Origin of the sequence: Pseudomarimonas salicorniae (assembly GCF_023156535.1) — a bacterium.
Classification (GTDB): Bacteria; Pseudomonadota; Gammaproteobacteria; order Xanthomonadales; family Xanthomonadaceae; genus Pseudomarimonas; species Pseudomarimonas salicorniae.
In genome coordinates, this window is sequence record NZ_JALNMH010000008.1 from 222,815 (window position 1) to 239,888 (window position 17,074).

Sequence of the window (17,074 nt, forward strand, 5' to 3'; positions counted from 1 at the left end):
AGGCGGGGTGTTCTGAGATGGCAAGGAACACCCCAACGGCCGGCGCGGAGTCCGTCTCCGCGCCGCGCCGCCGACTGATGGCGGCCGCTCTTTCCGCGCTGGCATGCGCAGCGGTGCCCTCAAGGCGCGCACTGGCCACACCCACCCGCTACGACTTCTGGTTCACCCGGCTGATGTATGAATCCGGCAACTGGGACGTCGACCAGCGCATGCCCAGCAACCTGCTCGATGCCCTGGTGCAGTACACCCACCTGCGCGTCGACCCCGAGGAGCATGTGCTGGCCCTGTCAGATCCGCGCATGCTAAGCGCGCCCTTCTGCTACCTGTCCGGGCACAAGCTGGTCGAGTTCAATCCGGATGAGCGGCGCAACCTCGAAACCTACCTGCGCGGCGGCGGTTTCCTGTTCGTGGACGACTGCAACCATGACATCGACGGCCTGTTCGCGCGCAGCTTCGAGTCGGAGATGGCGCGGATATTCGGCGACGGCGCGCTGCGCAAGCTTCCCGGGCGGCACCCGATCTACTCCAGCTTCTTCCGCTTCGAGGATCCGCCGACCACCAGCTTCGAGCTCAACGGCTGGGGCGACGACCTGGTCCACGACTATCTCAAGGGGATCGAGTTCGACGGCCGGCTGGGCCTGCTCTACAGCAACAAGGACTACGGCTGCGAGTGGGACTACGACTGGCGCAACAAGCGTTGGCTGGCCGAGGACAACACCAAGTTCGCCGTCAATATCGTGATGTACGCACTGAACGCATGATTCCGACGATCCGCAAGGGAATGCCATGAACGCCGACGCTGCCCTCCACGCCGAACTCGACCGCGAGCAATCGCAGATCGCCGCCCTGCGCGATGCCATCGGCCATGCGGTGGTCGGACAGGCCGGCGTGGTCGATCAGCTGCTGGTGGGCCTGCTGGCCGGCGGCCACTGCCTGCTGGAGGGCGTGCCGGGCCTCGGCAAGACCCTGCTGGTGCGCGCCCTGGGCCAGGCCCTGCACCTGACCTTCCGCCGTGTGCAGTTCACCCCGGACCTGATGCCCTCCGACCTCATCGGCACCGAGATCCTCGAGGAGGACCACGGCACCGGCAAGCGCGTGTTCCAGTTCCAGAAAGGCCCGGTGTTCACCCACCTGCTGCTGGCCGACGAACTCAATCGCACGCCGCCCAAGACCCAGAGCGCGCTGCTCGAGGCCATGCAGGAAGGCACCGTGAGCTATGCCGGGACGACCTACGAGCTGCCGCGGCCGTTCTTCGTGCTGGCGACGCAGAATCCGATCGAGCAGGCCGGCACCTATCCGCTACCCGAGGCCCAGCTCGACCGCTTCCTGCTGAACATCCTGGTCGACTATCCAAGCGCGGACGAGGAACAGCGGATCATCGCCGAGACCACCGGCGCGGCGCGCGCCACGGTACCCCGGGTGCTCGATGCGGACGGCGTGCTGTCCCTGCAGCTGCGGGTGCGCGAGCTGCACATCGGCGAGCACCTGCTGCGCTGGATCACACGCCTGGTGCGCGCCACCCGACCGGGCCCCGATTCACCCGACGCCGTGCGTGAGTTCGTCCAATGGGGCGCAGGTCCGCGCGCCGGCCAGGCCCTGGTGCTCTGCGCCAAGGCCCGCGCCCTCCTCCACGGGCGCCTTGCCGCCACCCGCGAAGACGTGCAGGCGCTGGCCCTGCCCGTTCTGCGCCACCGCCTGCTGCTCAACTATCACGCCGAAGCCGAAGGCAAGCGGGTGGCCGACGTGGTGGCCGCCCTGCTGCAGGCCGTGCCCTGCGAAGCGGAGTGACCCTGCTTGGCCACGGATCCGGCCTTGCTGCCCGCCGAGCTGCGGGCCCAGTTGCGCGGTCTCGCCTTGCGCGGGCGGCGGCCGCCCAGCGCCGGACCGCTGGGGCTCAATGCCTCCCGGCGACGCGGTGCGGGCCTCGAGTTCTCGCAGCACCGCGGCTACGAGCCGGGTGACGAGCCACGCCGGATCGACTGGAAGCTGTTCGCGCGCAGCGACCGCTACTTCGTCCGCGAATCCGAATCCGAGGCGGCACTCGCCGTGTTCGTGCTGCTCGACGCCAGCGCCTCGCTGGGCGAGGAGGACGCCGACGGCGGCAGCAAGTGGCAACGCGCCCGCGAGCTGGCGGCGGCGATCATCGAGCTGGCCACCCGCCAGAACGACCGTTTCGGCCTGGTCCTGGCCGGCGACGGCCGGCTCCAGCCGGGCCCGCTGGGCAGCGGCCCGCGCCACCGCGACCGCTGCCTTGGCCGCCTGCTCGAGGCGCAGCCCGCGGGACTCTGGCCCGACGAGGGCGCGCTCGAATCGCTGTTCGGACTGATCCCGAGGGAGTCGGTGGTGGTACAGATCGGCGATGGCTTCGAGCCGATCGCCGAGCGCCTCGCCTGCCGCCTGTCCGCCGCCGACCGCGACCTGCGCCATGTTGCGCTCAGTACCGGCATCGAATGCGGCTTCGGCCTGCGCGGCAGCCTGCGCCTGCAGGATCCCGAGACCGGCGCCGAGATCGCTCTCGATGCCGACAGCGCCCGCGCCGACTTCACCCGACGTTTCCGCGAGGCACGGCAGGCCCAGGCGGCCAGGCTGGCGGCCGCGGGCGCCATGCACGTCGAGCACCGCATCGACCAGCCAGCCATCGTCGCCTTGCGCGCCCTGCTCGGCGGAGGCAGCCGGTGAGCCTTTCCCTGCTCTGGCCGGCAGGGCTGCTGGCCAGTCTCGCCCTGCTGCTGCCGATCCTCCTCCACCGCCTGCCGCGCCGGCAGAGCACGCTGCGCCGCTTTGCCGCCCTGCGCTACATCGGCCAGCATGCCGCGCCACGTCAGCGCCCACGTCTTGCCGAGTGGCCGCTACTCTGTCTGCGCCTGCTGCTGCTTGCGGTCCTGACCCTCTGGCTGGCGGCACCGCGCTGGCTCGACTGGCCGGGGCTCGGTCTGCACTGGCGGCTGATCTGGCCCGGCGTGTCGACATCGAGCCTTGCCACGCTACCCAGCGCCGACCGCAGCCTGTGGCTGGTCCCGGGCCTGCCCGCCGAGCCCCGTGCCGCTGCGATCACCGACGCCAGGCAGTCGGCCAGCCTGCTGCGCGAACTGGCCACCCGCCTGCCGCCCGCCGACCGGATCAGCGTGGTCGTGCCCGAGGTGCTCGAGGGTCTTGATGACGAAGTGCTCCGCCTGGCCCGCGAGGTGGACTGGGTCGTGGTGGCTGCGGAGGTCCCGAACGCGCAGCGGCAGATGCCGCTGCTGGCCATCCGGGGAGCGGCCCCGGGCCCCTGGCTGGCGGCGGCGCTGGACGCCTGGCAGGCCGATGCCCGGCTCGCCGTCCGGCTCGACCGCGGCGGCCCCGAACAGCCTGTTCCAGCGGAGGCCGAGTCGCTGCTGTGGATCGGTGACGCGGCGGCGCCACGATGGGCGGGAGCGCCTGGACCCTGGCTGCAGATACCGCACGGTCCGGACGCGGCGCCCACCGGCCAGCCAAGCGAGCTGTTTGGTCTGCACTGGTACCCGCTTGCCCAGCGCGGCGCACGGCTGGCATCGCCGCTGTCGCCGCAGGCGACGCCGGCGGTGCTCGATGCCGACTTTCCGCGGCGCCTGCACGGCCTGATCTTCCAGCGCGAAACCGGGCCCGGACGCGCCCCGGCCTCCGCCGCTGCGCCGCAGGCCGACCCCGCGCGCCGTGACCCCGCGCCACTCGACCTGCAGGAGCTGCTGGCCCTGCTTGCCGGGCTGCTCTTCATTGCCGAGCGCTGGCTGTCCAGTGGCCGGCGTCTTGCGCGGAGCACCGGATGACGCCGGCACCCCAGCGCTGGCTGGCCGGCCTGCGCCGGCGCGCGCTCATCGCCGGGCTGCTGCCGCTTGCGCCCTGGCTGATGGTGGCCATGATTGCAGCGGCCGCGCCTGCGATCGGCGAGCCGCATCCTGCGTTCTGGATCGGGTTCCTGCTGCTCGCGGCGCTCTGTGCGCTTCGTCTGAACAGGCAGCTGCGCCGCCTGCGCCCCGCCTGGCTGTTGGCCCGCCTCGACGATCTGCGTCCGGAGCTCGAAGACAGTGCCGCCCTGCTGGCGGCCAACGAGTCCGACCTGTCGCCGCTGCAGCGTCTGCAGCGGCGCCGCGTGCAACAGCGCGTCGAGACCCTGGCTGCCCCGGGCATTGGCCAGCGCTGGCCATGGCGCGCACTGCTCGTCTCGGCCGCGCTGGCGCTGCTCGCCGGATACGCCCCGCGGCCGATCTCCTCCGCTCCGCCGGAGCGGCCGCCCGCCGTGGTGGCCGACCCAGCCACCCCCGTCGTTGCCCAGGCGATGACGGTGCGCGTGACCGTGCGCCCCCCCGCCTACACCGGCCTGCCCGATCGCGAGGGCGAGCGCCTCGACCTGCAGGTGGAGCAGGACGCCGAGGTGCGCTGGTCGCTGGGCATTGCCCCGCCGCCCGGGCAGGTCCGGCTGCGCTTCGTCGATGGCAGCGAGCTCGTACTGGCAAGACAGGGCGACCGCTTCGAGGCCGCACGCGCCTTTGCGCGCTCGACGCTCTACCGTGTCGAAGTGGACGGGACCGACGATATCGGCGGCGACCGCCTGCATCGGCTCGAAGTCACCCCCGACCGCGCGCCGCGTCTGCGGGTGATCGCCCCGGAACGCAGCCTGACCGTGCTGGACACAGAGCAGCGTCGGTGGAACCTTGAGTTCGAGGCCGAGGACGACCACGGCATCGCCGGCGCAGACCTGACCCTGACCCTGGCCCAGGGCAGCGGCGAACAGGTGACCGTCAGCGAACGCCGCATACAGCTGACCGGCGAGGGCGACGCGCGCCGCCGACGCTACGCCCATAGCATCGATCTTCGCGCCGTCGGATTCGCCCGCGGTGACGACCTGATCGCCCGGCTGGAGGTGCGCGACAATCGCAGGCCCGAGGCGCAGTCCAGCCGCAGCCCCGCGCTGATCCTGCGCTGGCCGAACCCGCAGGCCTCCGAGGGCAGCGGCGTCGAGGGCCTGGTCCAGCGTACCTTGCCGGCCTATTTCCGCAGCCAGCGCCAGATCATCATCGACACCGAGGCGCTGATCGCCGAGCGGCCCAGGCTCGAGGACGACCGGGTGCTGGACCGCTCCGACGCGCTCGGCGTCGACCAGCGCATCCTGCGCATGCGCTACGGACAGTTTCTCGGCGAGGAGTCCGAGGCCGGCGAACTGCCCGGAAGCGGGCCGCGCGAGGACCCGGACGAGGACAGCCACGGCCAGGACCACCACGAGGACGATGGCCATGACCATGGCGGTGCCGAGGCTGCCGCGGCCGGCTTCGGCGAGGCCGGCAATCTGGTCGAGGAGGTCGGCCATGTCCATGACATCGCCGAGGCTGCCACCCTGCTCGATCCGCGCACCCGCAGCCTGCTGCGCGCCGCCCTGTCCGAGATGTGGCAGGCCGAAGGCCGGCTGCGCCTCGGCCAGCCCGAGGCGGCCCTGCCGTTCGAGTACCGGGCGCTGGAGCTGATCAAGCAGGTCCAGCAGGCCAACCGCATCTATCTCGCCCGGGTCGGGCTGGAACTGCCGCCGGTGGACTTCAGCCGGCGGCTCAGTGGCGAGGATCGACCGCGCGCCCTGCCCCGCGACCGACTGCTGGTCGCGCGCGAGAGCGGTCCGCCGCTGGCCGAGTGGTGGCAGGCCCTGGCCGATGGCGGCGAGCCGCCGCTGGACCTGATGGCCGCCTGGATCGGGTCCGGCCCCCAGGCGTTGGACGATCCGCTCGCGGCACTGGCAGAGCTCGATGCCTTGCGCCGCGACCCTGCCTGCGCCGAGTGCCGCGCGCGGCTGCAGCGCCTGCTCTGGCCGGCGCTTGCCCAGCCTGCGGCGGCGCCGGCTGCGCGCGACCTCGGCGGAGCGGCTGGCGCCCGCTACCTTGACGGGCTGGAGCAGACGCCATGAGCGGGCTGCCGATGCTGACCCCCTGGATCATCGGCCTGATCGCCACGGCGGCTGTGCTCGCCATGTTGCGCATGCTGCGCCAGCGGCGCTGGGCGCTCGCGGCCATGCAGCCCCTGCTCGCCGCCGGCCTGGCAGCGCTGCTGCTCTGGCAGCCGGCGGCGGCGCCCGGCCCGATCGGCCTGATCAGCGAGGGCGCTGATCCGCAGCAGGTCGCTGCCGCGGCAGCCGAACATCCCGGGCTGCCCTGGCTCGCCCTGCCCGGCGCCCCGGCCCCCGGAGGCGTGGCGCGCGTAGACGATATCGGCGCCGTGCTGAGGCATCGGCCGGCGTCCCTGCGCGTCATCGGGGACGGACTGCGACCCGCACAGCTGGCCGAGCTCGGAGCACTGCCTGTGCACTTCGAGCCAGTGGCCTGGAGCGAACCAGCCCTGGTGGCGCTCGATCCGCCCGGCCCGGTGACGCCCGGCCTGCGCTGGCATGTCACGGGGCGGCTGCAGTCGCCTGCCGCAACGCTTGCGCTGCATCTCGTCGACCCGACCGGGCGCAGCGTCGACGAGGCCCGCGCCGACAGCGGCGGCGGCTTCCGGCTGGGCGCGGCGACGCCGGTCGCAGGCCTGCATCGCTATCTCATCGAACTGCGCGAGGGGGATCGCGTCCTGCAGTCGCTGCCCTTCGCGGTCGAAGCCGCTGCCGGCGCCGCGCAGACCGCCCTGTTGATCGCCACGGCGCCCTCGCCCGAGATCAAGTTCCTGCGTCGCTGGGCGGCGGACGCCGGGCTGGCCCAGGACGCCCGGATCGCCGTCGCGCCGGGTCTTGCGCTGCAGCGCGGCGAGACAGGCCTGCGGCCCGAGGACCTCTCGCAGCGGGCCCTGCTGATCGTCGATGCCGGCGCCTGGCAGCGGCTCGGTGCCCAGCGCGAGCAGGTGCTCGAAGCGGTCCGCGCGGGCATGGGGCTGCTGCTGCGTGTGAGCGAAGATCCCTCTCCGGATCAGCTCGCGGCCTGGTCCGACCTGGGACTCACACTGCAGTCGACCGGCGAAGCCCCGCTGGCCGTCGCAGTCCCGGCCGGGCAGCGACGTCTCGCGCCAGGCACCACCCTGCATGCCTGGCCGCTGGTCCGTCGAGCCGGCGACGGCGCCCTGCAGCCGCTGGGCGACGTCGATCAGGGCGCCTGGATTCCGCACGGCCGCGGCCGCATCGGCATCAGCTGGCTGATCGATAGCTACCAGTGGGTGCAGCAGGGACAGGCGCCCGCCCACGCCACCCACTGGGCCGGGATCTGGCGGACCCTCGCTCGCGCGCAGGAGGCCCAGGCGCGCTGGCAGGTCGTCGGTGAAGCCGAGGCCGGTCGTCGCCTGCGGCTCTGCGGCGGCGGCGGGCAGCCGACCCTGCAGGCCCCGGACGGTCACCGCCTTGCGACCCTGCCCGACCCGGCGCAGCCAGACTGCCTCAGTGTCTGGCCCGAGCAGGCAGGCCGCTGGCGGCTTGTCGGCGAGGAGCCGCCCGCTCAGCCAATCGAGGTGTTCAGCGCCGGCGAGCGCGCCAGCCTCTCCCGCGCTGAACGCCGCACCGCGACTGCCGCCCACGCAGCGGCCTACCCTGCAGCGCCGACGGACGACCGCACCGCTCCCTCCCCCGAGGCCTTGCGCAGCGCCCTGCTGGCCGCATGGCTGCTGCTCGCCACCCTCGCCTGGTGGACCGAACGGCGTATCGTCGTCACCCGCGCCTGAGCCGCCAGCGCCCACCGCGCAGCAGCAGGTCGGGGCGCGAGACATTCATAGGGTGCGGCTCGCCGCACCGGGCGTACCGTCCGAACGCCCGTACCGGTGCGCCAAGGCACACCCTATGGGGCTTCGCCGACGCCCAACGAAGCCCGACTGTGGGAGTGCCCTTGGGCGCGACCGCGGAGATCCGCTCTGGCCTCGGTCTGTGGTGAATCCGACGCGCCGCGGTCGCGCCCAAGGGCACTCCCACCACTTGACTGCGGCAAGGCCTGCTTTGCGGCGCAAGCCGGACCTTGCAGCGCCGTTGCGTGTAGGAGCCAGCTTGCTGGCGATCGTCCCGTCCGGGGGCCTATCGCCAGCAAGCTGGCTCCTAGCTTCGGGATCTGTGGAAGGTCTGCTTTGCGCCCAGACCACACCCTCGCCGCGCGCTGCTGGGAACCTCTGCGCGATCGACCCGCCGCCCTGCAGGCCCTCCTTGCCGAATCCCTTCCGCGCCCCAACATGCCCACGATGAGCACACCGTCTTCCGCTACCCCCACCCCCAACGCGCCGACCCGGGTCGGCGACTGGCGGGTGCTGGTCCAGCTTGGGCCGTTCCTCAAACCGTTCTGGGGGCGGATCCTGATCGCCCTGCTCTGCCTGCTCGCCGGCAAGGCGGCCGGGCTGTCCGTGCCACTGCTGCTGAAGTCGCTGGTCGACGGTCTGAACGTCGAGGCCAGCCTGCTGGCGGTGCCGGTCGCCCTGCTCCTGGCCTACGGCGCGGCGCGCCTGTCCGAGCGCGTGTTCACCGAACTGCGCCAGATCGTTTTCGCCCGGGTCATGGAACGCACCACGCGCACCGTCGTCTTGCGGGTGTTCCGCCATCTTCACGCCCTGAGCATGCAGTTCCACCTTGAGCGGCGCACCGGGGGCGTGGCGCGAGACATCGAGCGCGGCGGCGGGGCGATCAGCGACCTGCTCGACTGGGCCCTCTACACGATCCTGCCGACCCTGCTCGAAGTGACCGTGGTCGCGATCATCCTGCTCACCCTGTACGACGCCGGGTTCGCCCTGATCATGTTCGGCGCACTGATCGCCTACGTCGCCTGGACCATCGCCGTGACCGAGTGGCGCACGCGCTTCTACCGGGCCTCGGTCGAAGCCGACACCCAGGCCAGCGCCGCTGCGGTCGACTCGTTGATCAACTACGAGACGGTCAAGTACTTCAACAACGAAGAGCACGAGGCGCAGCGCTTCGACCGGTCGCTCAGGGATGCCGAGGAGGCCAACATCCGCGCGCGCAAGACGCTCGCCGTGCTCAACATCGGCCAGAACGCGATTATCAGCCTCGGCGTCACAGCCCTGATGTGGCGCGCCGCCAGCGGCGTGGTGGCCGGCGAGCTGACCGTCGGCGACCTGGTGCTGGTCAATGCCTACCTGCTGCAGCTGGCGATCCCGCTCAACCTGCTGGGCATGATGTACCGCGAGGTGAAGCAGGCGCTGACCAACCTCGAACGCCTGTTCGGCCTGCTGGGTGAGCAGCTCGACATCAAGGACCGGCCGGACGCCGCGCCCCTGTCGACCGCCCGCCCCGAGGTGCGCTTCGAGGCCGTGCGCTTTGGCTACGACCCGCGACGGGAGATTCTCCACGGCATCGACTTTGTCGTCCCGCCCGGCGGCACGGTGGCGGTGGTCGGGCACTCGGGCTCGGGCAAGTCGACCCTGTCCCGCCTGCTCTACCGCTTCTACGACGTGCAGGGCGGCGCCATCCGCATCGACGGCCGCGACCTGCGCGAGCTGACCCAGGCCTCCCTGCGCCAGGCCATCGCCATCGTTCCCCAGGACACCGTGCTGTTCAACGACAGCATCCTCTACAACATCCGCTACGGGCGCCCCGCGGCCAGCCGCGAGGAGGTCGAGGCCGCCGCGCGCGCCGCACACATCCACGACTTCATCGTCGCCCTGCCCGACGGCTACGAAACCGCCGTCGGCGAACGCGGGCTCAAGCTCTCCGGCGGAGAGAAGCAGCGCGTCGCCATCGCCCGCGCCCTGCTCAAGAACCCGGCCATCCTGATCTTCGACGAGGCCACCTCGGCCCTGGACTCGAAGTCCGAGAAGGCCATCCAGGCCGAACTCGACCGCATCCAGCAGGGCCGCACCACCCTCGTCATCGCCCATCGCCTGTCGACAGTCATGAACGCCGACCAGATCCTGGTCATGGATGCCGGCCGCATCATCGAGCGCGGCACTCACGCCGAACTTATCGCCCTTGAAGGCCACTATGCGGCGATGTGGCGACTGCAACAGGAGCGTCGCGACGCGGTGCACGCTCCGCAAGACCAAAGCAGCCTGCGATAAGCATCAGGCCGTCGCGCCGGCGCGAGGCCGAAACGACCCGATGGCCCCCCTGCCATCAGATCGGCAGGACCTTTCCCGAAAGGTGGATGAGCGGCCAGCAGGCATCCGGCTCGCCACTGACCGCCATGCTGATGAGGCCTGCTGCGGGCGCCAATGCCAGACATGCGGTGGGCGTAGCGACGCCCGCCGCATGCCGACCTTTTCGCCAGTTACTCGAAGCCGTGCCCGAATAGCAGCGTCGAGTTGCTGGGCACCACCCGCTGGAACACGTTGCTCACGCCGTTGGAAGCTCCCGGCGCCAGGTTGCTGGCACGGGAATCGAAAGCCAGCAGGGTGGCGTTGTAGTTGAGCGCCGGCCGGTTCGCTTCCTCATCGGATTCCACGCCGAAGATCGACTTCGAAAGGCGATCGGCGCGTGCATTGGAAACATCAAGGCGGCGGGCGTGTACGTCCGGCTTGCCATTGGTGTCCGCAAAGCTGGTATCCAGATTGGTGGCGGCCGAAACGAATGCGATCGTGCGCCCGTCGCCAGACAGGATGGGCTGGGTCGACCCACCGTTCGCCTGTGTCCCGGTCTCGGTCTCGCTGACGCGGGTGAATCCACCGGTGCCGACCGTTGTCAGATACACATCCGGCACCAGTGCAGTAGCCCCGGGCTTCAGCGGCTGATCGGTGGCAAAGGCAAGAGAACGGCCCGCGTAATCGATAGTTGGCTGGGTGCTGCCAAGCACGCCGCAAGAGCCGGATGGCAGGGAGGCCGGCGGACTGATTCGCGTCATGGAGCCGGTCAGCATGTTGCGCATCATGACCTGTGAACTGCCCGCCGGACAGGGCGCCGGCGACTGCGAGATCGCATTGGTCGACACCGTCTCGAAGGCCACCCACTGGCCATCGGCAGACACCACCGCGTTGCGACTCGCAGCGTCGGCATCGGCACCGGTGTCCACACCCGCATTGCTGACCGACTTGCAGGTGACGCAGCGCGCCGTGCCGGGCATGACCATGTCACCGGACGGCTGAAGCGGCACGTGGAAAACGTTCTCCTGTCCTACGGCGCCGGTGGCGGGGTTTGAAACCGGCGCGGTGAACACGATGGTGTTTCCGCCCGGGCTGACCCGCGGCTTGGTGCCCTCACCTGCCGGCTTCGCAGATGCGATGCGCTGCGTGGTGCCGGTCAACATGTTGCGCATGAAGACCGCGAAGCCGCCGCCCTTGCGGCGCCGCTCCGCCGACTTGGGCGACTCGCCCCAGACCTTGGCGACCGCGGCATCGGGGGCCACGAACGCCACCAGCCTGCCGTCTGCAGACACCGAAGGCTCGATCGAATCGCCGCCGATCTGCGCCCCAGCGTTGTCGAGGCTGACCCGCACGGTCTGCCCGCTCTGGGTATCGACGCGGAAGATGTCGCGGCTGCCGTTGGTATCGGGCTGGCCGGTCAGGTTGCTCGCCGCCGATTCGAACACCAGGTAGCGACCCGCGGCATCGGACTGCGGGGCGACGCTGGCATCGTTCGCCGCCGGGGTGACGCTGGCAACGCGGCGGTCGCTGTCGCCGGAGACGACCACGAAGCTTGGCACTGCGGTGCTGGTGCCGCCATCGCCGATCTGTCCGGTGGCATCACTGCCCCAACACTTGACCTTGTCGGCCTGAATGGCACAGACGTGGTGAGACTCACTGCCAGCGGCCAGCGCGGTGACGCCCGACTCCAGCCCGGGCACGTCGATCGGCACGGAGGAATTGCGATCCACCGGTCCGTCGCCCAGCTGCGAGAAGAAGTCTCCGCCCCAGCACTTCACCGCGCCGCCGGTGGTCAATGCGCAGGTAAAGGAACGCCCCGCGGTGACAGCACTCACGCCGCTTGTGAGCCCCGTTACATCTACCGGCGTGGATCGGTTCTGCTGCGAACCATCGCCCAATTGGCCATCGCCGTTGAAGCCCCAGCACTTCACTCCCCCCCCGGCAGTAACCGCGCAGCTATGTGCGAACCCCAACGCAACCTGTTGCACCGAGGAAACAGCAAGCCCCAGCACCGGTGCCGGCGTCGCGCTGTGGTTGCTGCTGCCATCACCCAACTGGCCGAAGGTGTTGCTTCCCCAGCATCGAAGCTCTCCTGCAATCACGCCACATGCGTGTGCAACACCCGCTGCTACCCGAGTCGCCCCACTCGTTGCCCCCGATACCAGTACAGGCGTGTTGCGGTCTGTTGTCGTGCCATCACCCAGTTGACCACGGTGATTACGGCCCCAGCACTTCAGTGAACCCGAATGGACCGCGCAAGCAAAGAAGTTCCCGGCCGCCAGATCTGACACGCCTGATGGCAGGCCAGTCACGGCCCCCGGCGTGATGCTGGGAGCAAAGCTGCCGTTGCCGAGGAAGCCAAAGTAGTTCTCTCCCCAGCATTTAGCGCCCCCGCCCGAATCTATCCCGCAGGCGAAGTCCAAACCCGAGGCGATCCTGCTCAGATTGTGTCCGGTCACCGGTGCGCCGGGCGCCAGCTTCTCCGAACGCGAACCATCGCCATGCTGGCCCTGATAACCAATGCCCCAGCAATTGAAATCCCCGCCGCTCTTTACCGCACAGCTATATCCAAAGTTGACCGAGACAGAGACCGGAGTTCCAGCTAGGCCGGTCACATCGGTGGGGAGGTGGGCTACGGAGGTGCTGCCGTTGCCGAGGTTTGCGTCCGAGTTTTCCCCAAAGCACTTTATTGTGCCTCCGGAAAGCACTGCGCAGGTGGAGACGTGAAACGTCGCTACGTCGATGACGCCAGGCTCCAGGCCAGCCACCTCATGGAAGGTCAATTCATCGACCCTGGAAGATGTTCCCTTCTGGTTGTTGCCGCCAAACCCCCAGCAGCGCAGCGCGTTGCTTGGAGTTATTCCACAGGAATGGGATCCGCCGGTGACAATCTTCTGTAGTGCGCCGCCAGCCGCTGTGACAGTGACAGGCGTCAATGCATCTTGATATGTCCCGTCACCCAAGCCATTGCCATCGTTCGCTCCCCAACACCTGCTGCTGCCGCCGTCAATCAGGCATGTACGTTCCGGTCCAGCTGTCAGACTGCTGACGCTGGAGAAGCTGCCAGACACCGTTACAGGCGTGAGCCGGACGCTGGTAGTGCCGTCACCCAGCTGACCGCGCCCATTGTCACCCCAGCACCGGACAACGTTGCCCACCGCCGCGCAGGTATGCGCATAGCCCGCGGTGAGCTGGCTGGCGCTGCCGCCGAGGGAGCCTACCGTGACAGGGGACGAGCGGTTGGTCGTGCTTCCGTCGCCCAGCTGGCCCCGGTCGTTGAGTCCCCAGCAGCGCACGGTGCCGCCCTGCAGGATGGCGCAGGTATGCTCCCCGCCCACGGCGAGTGCGACGGCAGTTCCGCCCAGCCCGGCCACGTCGGTCGGCACCCAGCGCTGCAGGGTGGTGCCGTCACCGAGCTGGCCAAAGTTGTTGTCCCCCCAGCACTTGATGGCGCCGGCCTGCATCAGCGCGCAGCTGTGACCACGGCCGATGCCGATGTAGCTGACGCCACTGCCAAGCCCCGTCACGTCGACCGCCGCTTCGCGACGATTGCCCTGGGTGCCGTCGCCGACCTGGCCGGCGTAGTTCTCGCCCCAGCACTTGACCGCACCCGCCTGGGTGCGCGCGCAGCCGTGCGCATTGAAGCTGCCGGGGGCCACCTGGACTACACCGGTAAGCGGAGGCAGGGCCTGGGCGGATGCCGGATGGCTGGCCGACAGGATCAAGCCCAGCAACGCGATAACGGAAAACAAACCGAGTGTCTTGTCGTCTATCTTTGCGGCACATGAGGTACCGGGGTGAAGCGTCGCACTTGAAACCGCAAAAGCATCGTGAAGCATTGCGGAACTCTCCATAGATACGAGCGTGGCTACCCGCCAGGCACGGAAACGCACCGAATGCCTGGCGAACGGAAAAGCTTGGGAACAGAACGGCTGGACTACGTGCTGCTGCGGGGCTAGCGACACGGAGGACCCGGGTACCGGAACGCCCGCAACACGCTGGTTAGCATAGTGCAAGGTCTTTAGAGTTGTCTTTCGACTTCGGAATCCCCAGCGCGCCTTCCTTGAGAACAGCCGCATGGATGGGAGCCGCCTGCAGGTTTGGCTGGTTCCAACCCCGATCTGGGAACACAGCAGGCAACCGATGGCCTATGCCCCCCAACGCACCCGGGTGGTGCATTGGATCTCCCACGCCCTGGGGGGGCGCATCGGGATCAACAAACGGGTGGTTCAGATCAGCCACCGCCCCAGGCATGGGTTGGTCACCGCCAGCGCCCGCTGATCGCCTGATGCGGTCGCGCCTTGCTGGCCGGCTGCAGAACCTCCGGCACTGGGCGCTGGACTTGTTCATAGCCTCCCTCGGGCGGCTTGTCGGGCAGCGGGTGACGCCCGGCAATGATTCGGGGCGGACCATGTGCTAGCCGGCACGACCACGGATGCCCGACGCGGTTGCCTCTGCTAGGCTCGCAGGCCATCGGGCGCCGTGCCCCTGCCGCCGTGCCAAAGCACTGGTCGGACTCGTGCCCGCGTCGCCCCGAAGTAACGACGGCAAGACAGGGAGTGCTCGCATGCCGCAGCGGTCGAAGCCCACCAAGCCTGCGCCCCATGCCTGCCCGTCGGCGGTCGGGGGGAGCGTTTCAGCGAGCACCCTATTGCGTCGTCGCCGGAACCTGAGCGGCCGCACAGTGACCGCCCGTTCCACGGGCTATGCCTATGCCGTCTGATCCACCCTGCATCGTCGACCTCGAAAGCGGAGACGTGATGCGGGACGGGCGCATCGACCGGCTGCCGCCGCGCCTGCTGTCCCTGCTGCGCTTCTTCGTCGAGCACGCGCGTGAGGTGATCTCCCGCGATCAGCTGATCGAGTCGGTGTGGGGGCACCTCGAGGCGGCCAGCGATGATTCGGTCAATGTCGCGGTATCCGACCTGCGCAGGGCGCTGGGCGATAGCCGCCGCCCCCATCGCATCATCGAGACCGTGCCGCGGCGCGGCTACCGCTATCGTGGCGACGGCCTGGCGCTTGCCGACCTGTCGCAGGCGCTGAGCGCTGCACCGCCCGGCGATCCGGCCGAGCAATCGCCCGCTGCGTCGCCAGCGGTGGAAACCCCCACCCACACCGCCGATCCGGAGTCACTGCCCAGCGCATCGCCAAGGATGCGCTGGCCGCTGGTCGCCGGTTTGCTGGTCGTCACCCTTGGCATCGCGATGGTGGCGTGGCACGCGGTCACTTCCCGGACCACCCAGCCGCCGCCGGCAGCGGCAGTGGCTCCATCTGCGAAGATCTCGCTGGACCCTTCCATCGCGGTGCTGCCCTTCCTCGACCTCAGCCAGGCCGGCGACCAGCGGCACTTCGCCGACGCCCTGGTCGACCGCATCATCCACATGCTGGCGCAGGTGCAGGGGCTGCAGGTCGCGGCGCGCACGTCTTCGTTTGCCTTCCGCGACGGCACTGCCACCATCGATGAGATCGGCGAGGCCCTGCGGGTGCGTGCCGTACTCGAAGGCAGCCTGATGCATGACGGCGAGCGACTGCGGGTGGTGGCCCAGCTGATCGACGTCGAGTCCGGCATGCACCTGTGGTCGAAGAGCTATGACCGCGAGGAGGGCGAGTTCTTCGCCCTGCAGGACGAGATTGCCAGCGAGGTGTCGCGCACGCTGACCGACAGCCTGCTGCCCGAGCGCGCGCTGCGCCAGCCGCGTAGCCGCGCCGCCTACGACCTCACCACCCGCGCCCGGTTCGCCCGCGACGAGGACACCCTGGCCAGCGCCGAGGCCGCCCAAGGCTTCTACCTGCAGGCGTTGGAGCACGACCCGGACTACGTGCCGGCCCTGGTCGGTCTTTTCGAGATCGGCGGCCTGCTGGTCGGCCATCGCGGCAGGATCGACCAGGCCGCACTGGCGCGCGGCCTGGAGGCGCTCGATCGCGCCCGGTCCCTGGCTCCCGATGACCCCGAGGTACTGCGCGCCCTGGCAATGAACGAGCGCCGGCTGGGCAACCGGGAGCAGGCGCTGTCGCTGTTCGAGCGGGCGCTGGATGGCAATCCCAACGACGCCGGCACCTGGGTCCATCGCGGCGACCTGCTGCTCTTTCTCGGTCGATTCGACGAGGCTCTGGACTCGATCCGCCAGGCCCAGCGCATCGACCCGCTATCGCATCGAATCGGGCGCCGGCTGGCCGATGCCTACTGGGCCGTTGGCCGCGCGGAGGAGGCGCTGGCGCAGCTGAAGGACACGCTGCGCCAGCACCCCGAGGTGGCCGCGGCGTATGGCGCGATGTCCAGCTACCTGATCCGCCTGGGGCGCAGCGCGGAAGCCATGCGCTATCTCCAGGCCCAGCGCCGACTGGATCCGGACAGCCCGATCCGCTGGATGCGCGAGTGCGAGATGTACCTGCAGCTGGGCGACGACTTCGCCGCAGAGACCTGCACCGATGCGCTGGCCGCCGCCCACGACAGCCGACTGCACGAGCTCTACCTGCGCCAGGCCATCCTCGGCTTCCGCGGCGAATGGGAGGCACGCCACGCGCTGATGGACGAGTTGCTCGACCTGGCATGGCGCAATGACCGGATGATCCCCGCGCTGGTGGCGGACTCCTACGCTCGCCAGGATTGCGGCCGCGCGTTGGAGATCCTCGAACAGCGCATGCCGGGACTGTTCGCTTCACCTCCCGAGGTTGCACCGAGCCTGTCGATGGCCAGCCGGGTCGCCGTGCGCTGCCTGCGTGGGGAGGGCCGCGACGCCGAGGCCGAATCGCTGCTTGCCGCCTTCGCCGCCATGACCGAGCGTTTGCGGCTGCAGCAGGGCCCGGAGCTGGTGATCGGCCTCGAACAGGCCTGGGTGCACGCCCTGCAGGGGCGGGACGATGCCGCGCTGGAAGCGTTGACGGATCTCGTGGATAAGGGCTGGCGGTACTACTGGTGGCAGCTTGATGCCTATCCGGAGTTCGCCGGCATCGTCGAGTCGGAGGACTTTGGCCGATTGCTTGATCGCCTGGAGGCCGGCGTGGCCGAGCAGCGCCGGCGGTACATGCAGCAGCGTGATGCGCCGCTGATCGAATGAACCGGGCCGGCCGGGTCGCCCCGACC

At 69.8% G+C, this 17,074-nt stretch carries 9 protein-coding genes; 8 read left to right on the top strand and 1 reads right to left on the bottom strand.

The window, feature by feature from the left end; genetic code table 11:
* Positions 1 to 17: 17 nt before the first annotated feature.
* From M0G41_RS11050 to M0G41_RS11080, 7 genes are all read left to right on the top strand, one after another.
* Positions 18 to 761 carry a DUF4159 domain-containing protein gene (locus tag M0G41_RS11050; protein WP_425511248.1) on the top strand — a complete coding sequence of 248 codons (744 nt, stop codon included), beginning with the start codon at positions 18 to 20 and terminating at the stop codon, positions 759 to 761.
* A 25-nt stretch (positions 762 to 786) separates the two neighbouring features.
* Positions 787 to 1,788, top strand: coding sequence for an AAA family ATPase (locus M0G41_RS11055; protein ID WP_248209253.1), 1,002 nt, complete (start codon positions 787 to 789; stop codon positions 1,786 to 1,788).
* Between the two features lie 6 nt (positions 1,789 to 1,794).
* The gene (locus M0G41_RS11060; RefSeq protein WP_248209254.1) at positions 1,795 to 2,679 is read left to right on the top strand and encodes a DUF58 domain-containing protein; all 885 of its coding nucleotides are present in this window, start codon (positions 1,795 to 1,797) and stop codon (positions 2,677 to 2,679) included.
* Positions 2,676 to 3,788 (top strand): BatA domain-containing protein, encoded by a 1,113-nt coding sequence (locus M0G41_RS11065; protein WP_248209255.1) that lies wholly within the window; start codon positions 2,676 to 2,678, stop codon positions 3,786 to 3,788. The genes M0G41_RS11060 and M0G41_RS11065 overlap by 4 nt, the downstream gene beginning before the upstream one ends.
* Positions 3,785 to 5,911, top strand: a complete 2,127-nt coding sequence (locus M0G41_RS11070) for a DUF4175 domain-containing protein (RefSeq protein WP_248209256.1) — start codon at positions 3,785 to 3,787, stop codon at positions 5,909 to 5,911. Before M0G41_RS11065 ends, M0G41_RS11070 begins: the two co-directional genes overlap by 4 nt.
* Positions 5,908 to 7,641, top strand: a complete 1,734-nt coding sequence (locus M0G41_RS11075) for a hypothetical protein (RefSeq protein ID WP_248209257.1) — start codon at positions 5,908 to 5,910, stop codon at positions 7,639 to 7,641. The genes M0G41_RS11070 and M0G41_RS11075 overlap by 4 nt, the downstream gene beginning before the upstream one ends.
* Positions 7,642 to 8,145: 504 nt before the next feature.
* Positions 8,146 to 9,972, top strand: a complete 1,827-nt coding sequence (locus M0G41_RS11080; RefSeq protein WP_248209258.1) for an ABCB family ABC transporter ATP-binding protein/permease — start codon at positions 8,146 to 8,148, stop codon at positions 9,970 to 9,972.
* Positions 9,973 to 10,181: 209 nt separating this feature from the next.
* Here M0G41_RS11080 and M0G41_RS11085 read toward each other — a convergent pair whose 3' ends face one another.
* The gene (locus M0G41_RS11085) at positions 10,182 to 13,829 is read right to left on the bottom strand and encodes an RCC1 domain-containing protein (RefSeq protein ID WP_248209259.1); all 3,648 of its coding nucleotides are present in this window, start codon (positions 13,827 to 13,829) and stop codon (positions 10,182 to 10,184) included.
* 873 nt (positions 13,830 to 14,702) lie between these two features.
* On the opposite strand from M0G41_RS11085, the gene M0G41_RS11090 reads away from it, so the two are divergent.
* Positions 14,703 to 17,048 (top strand): winged helix-turn-helix domain-containing protein, encoded by a 2,346-nt coding sequence (locus tag M0G41_RS11090; protein ID WP_248209260.1) that lies wholly within the window; start codon positions 14,703 to 14,705, stop codon positions 17,046 to 17,048.
* Positions 17,049 to 17,074 lie beyond the last annotated feature (26 nt).

Coding starts and splice junctions, on each gene's coding strand:
- M0G41_RS11090 (WP_248209260.1), top strand. CDS start 14,703: ATGCCGTCTGATCCACCCTGCATCGTCGACCTCGAAAGCGGAGACGTG.
- M0G41_RS11055 (WP_248209253.1), top strand. CDS start 787: ATGAACGCCGACGCTGCCCTCCACGCCGAACTCGACCGCGAGCAATCG.
- M0G41_RS11080 (WP_248209258.1), top strand. CDS start 8,146: ATGAGCACACCGTCTTCCGCTACCCCCACCCCCAACGCGCCGACCCGG.
- M0G41_RS11075 (WP_248209257.1), top strand. CDS start 5,908: ATGAGCGGGCTGCCGATGCTGACCCCCTGGATCATCGGCCTGATCGCC.
- M0G41_RS11085 (WP_248209259.1), bottom strand. CDS start 13,829: ATGCTTCACGATGCTTTTGCGGTTTCAAGTGCGACGCTTCACCCCGGT.
- M0G41_RS11050 (WP_425511248.1), top strand. CDS start 18: ATGGCAAGGAACACCCCAACGGCCGGCGCGGAGTCCGTCTCCGCGCCG.
- M0G41_RS11070 (WP_248209256.1), top strand. CDS start 3,785: ATGACGCCGGCACCCCAGCGCTGGCTGGCCGGCCTGCGCCGGCGCGCG.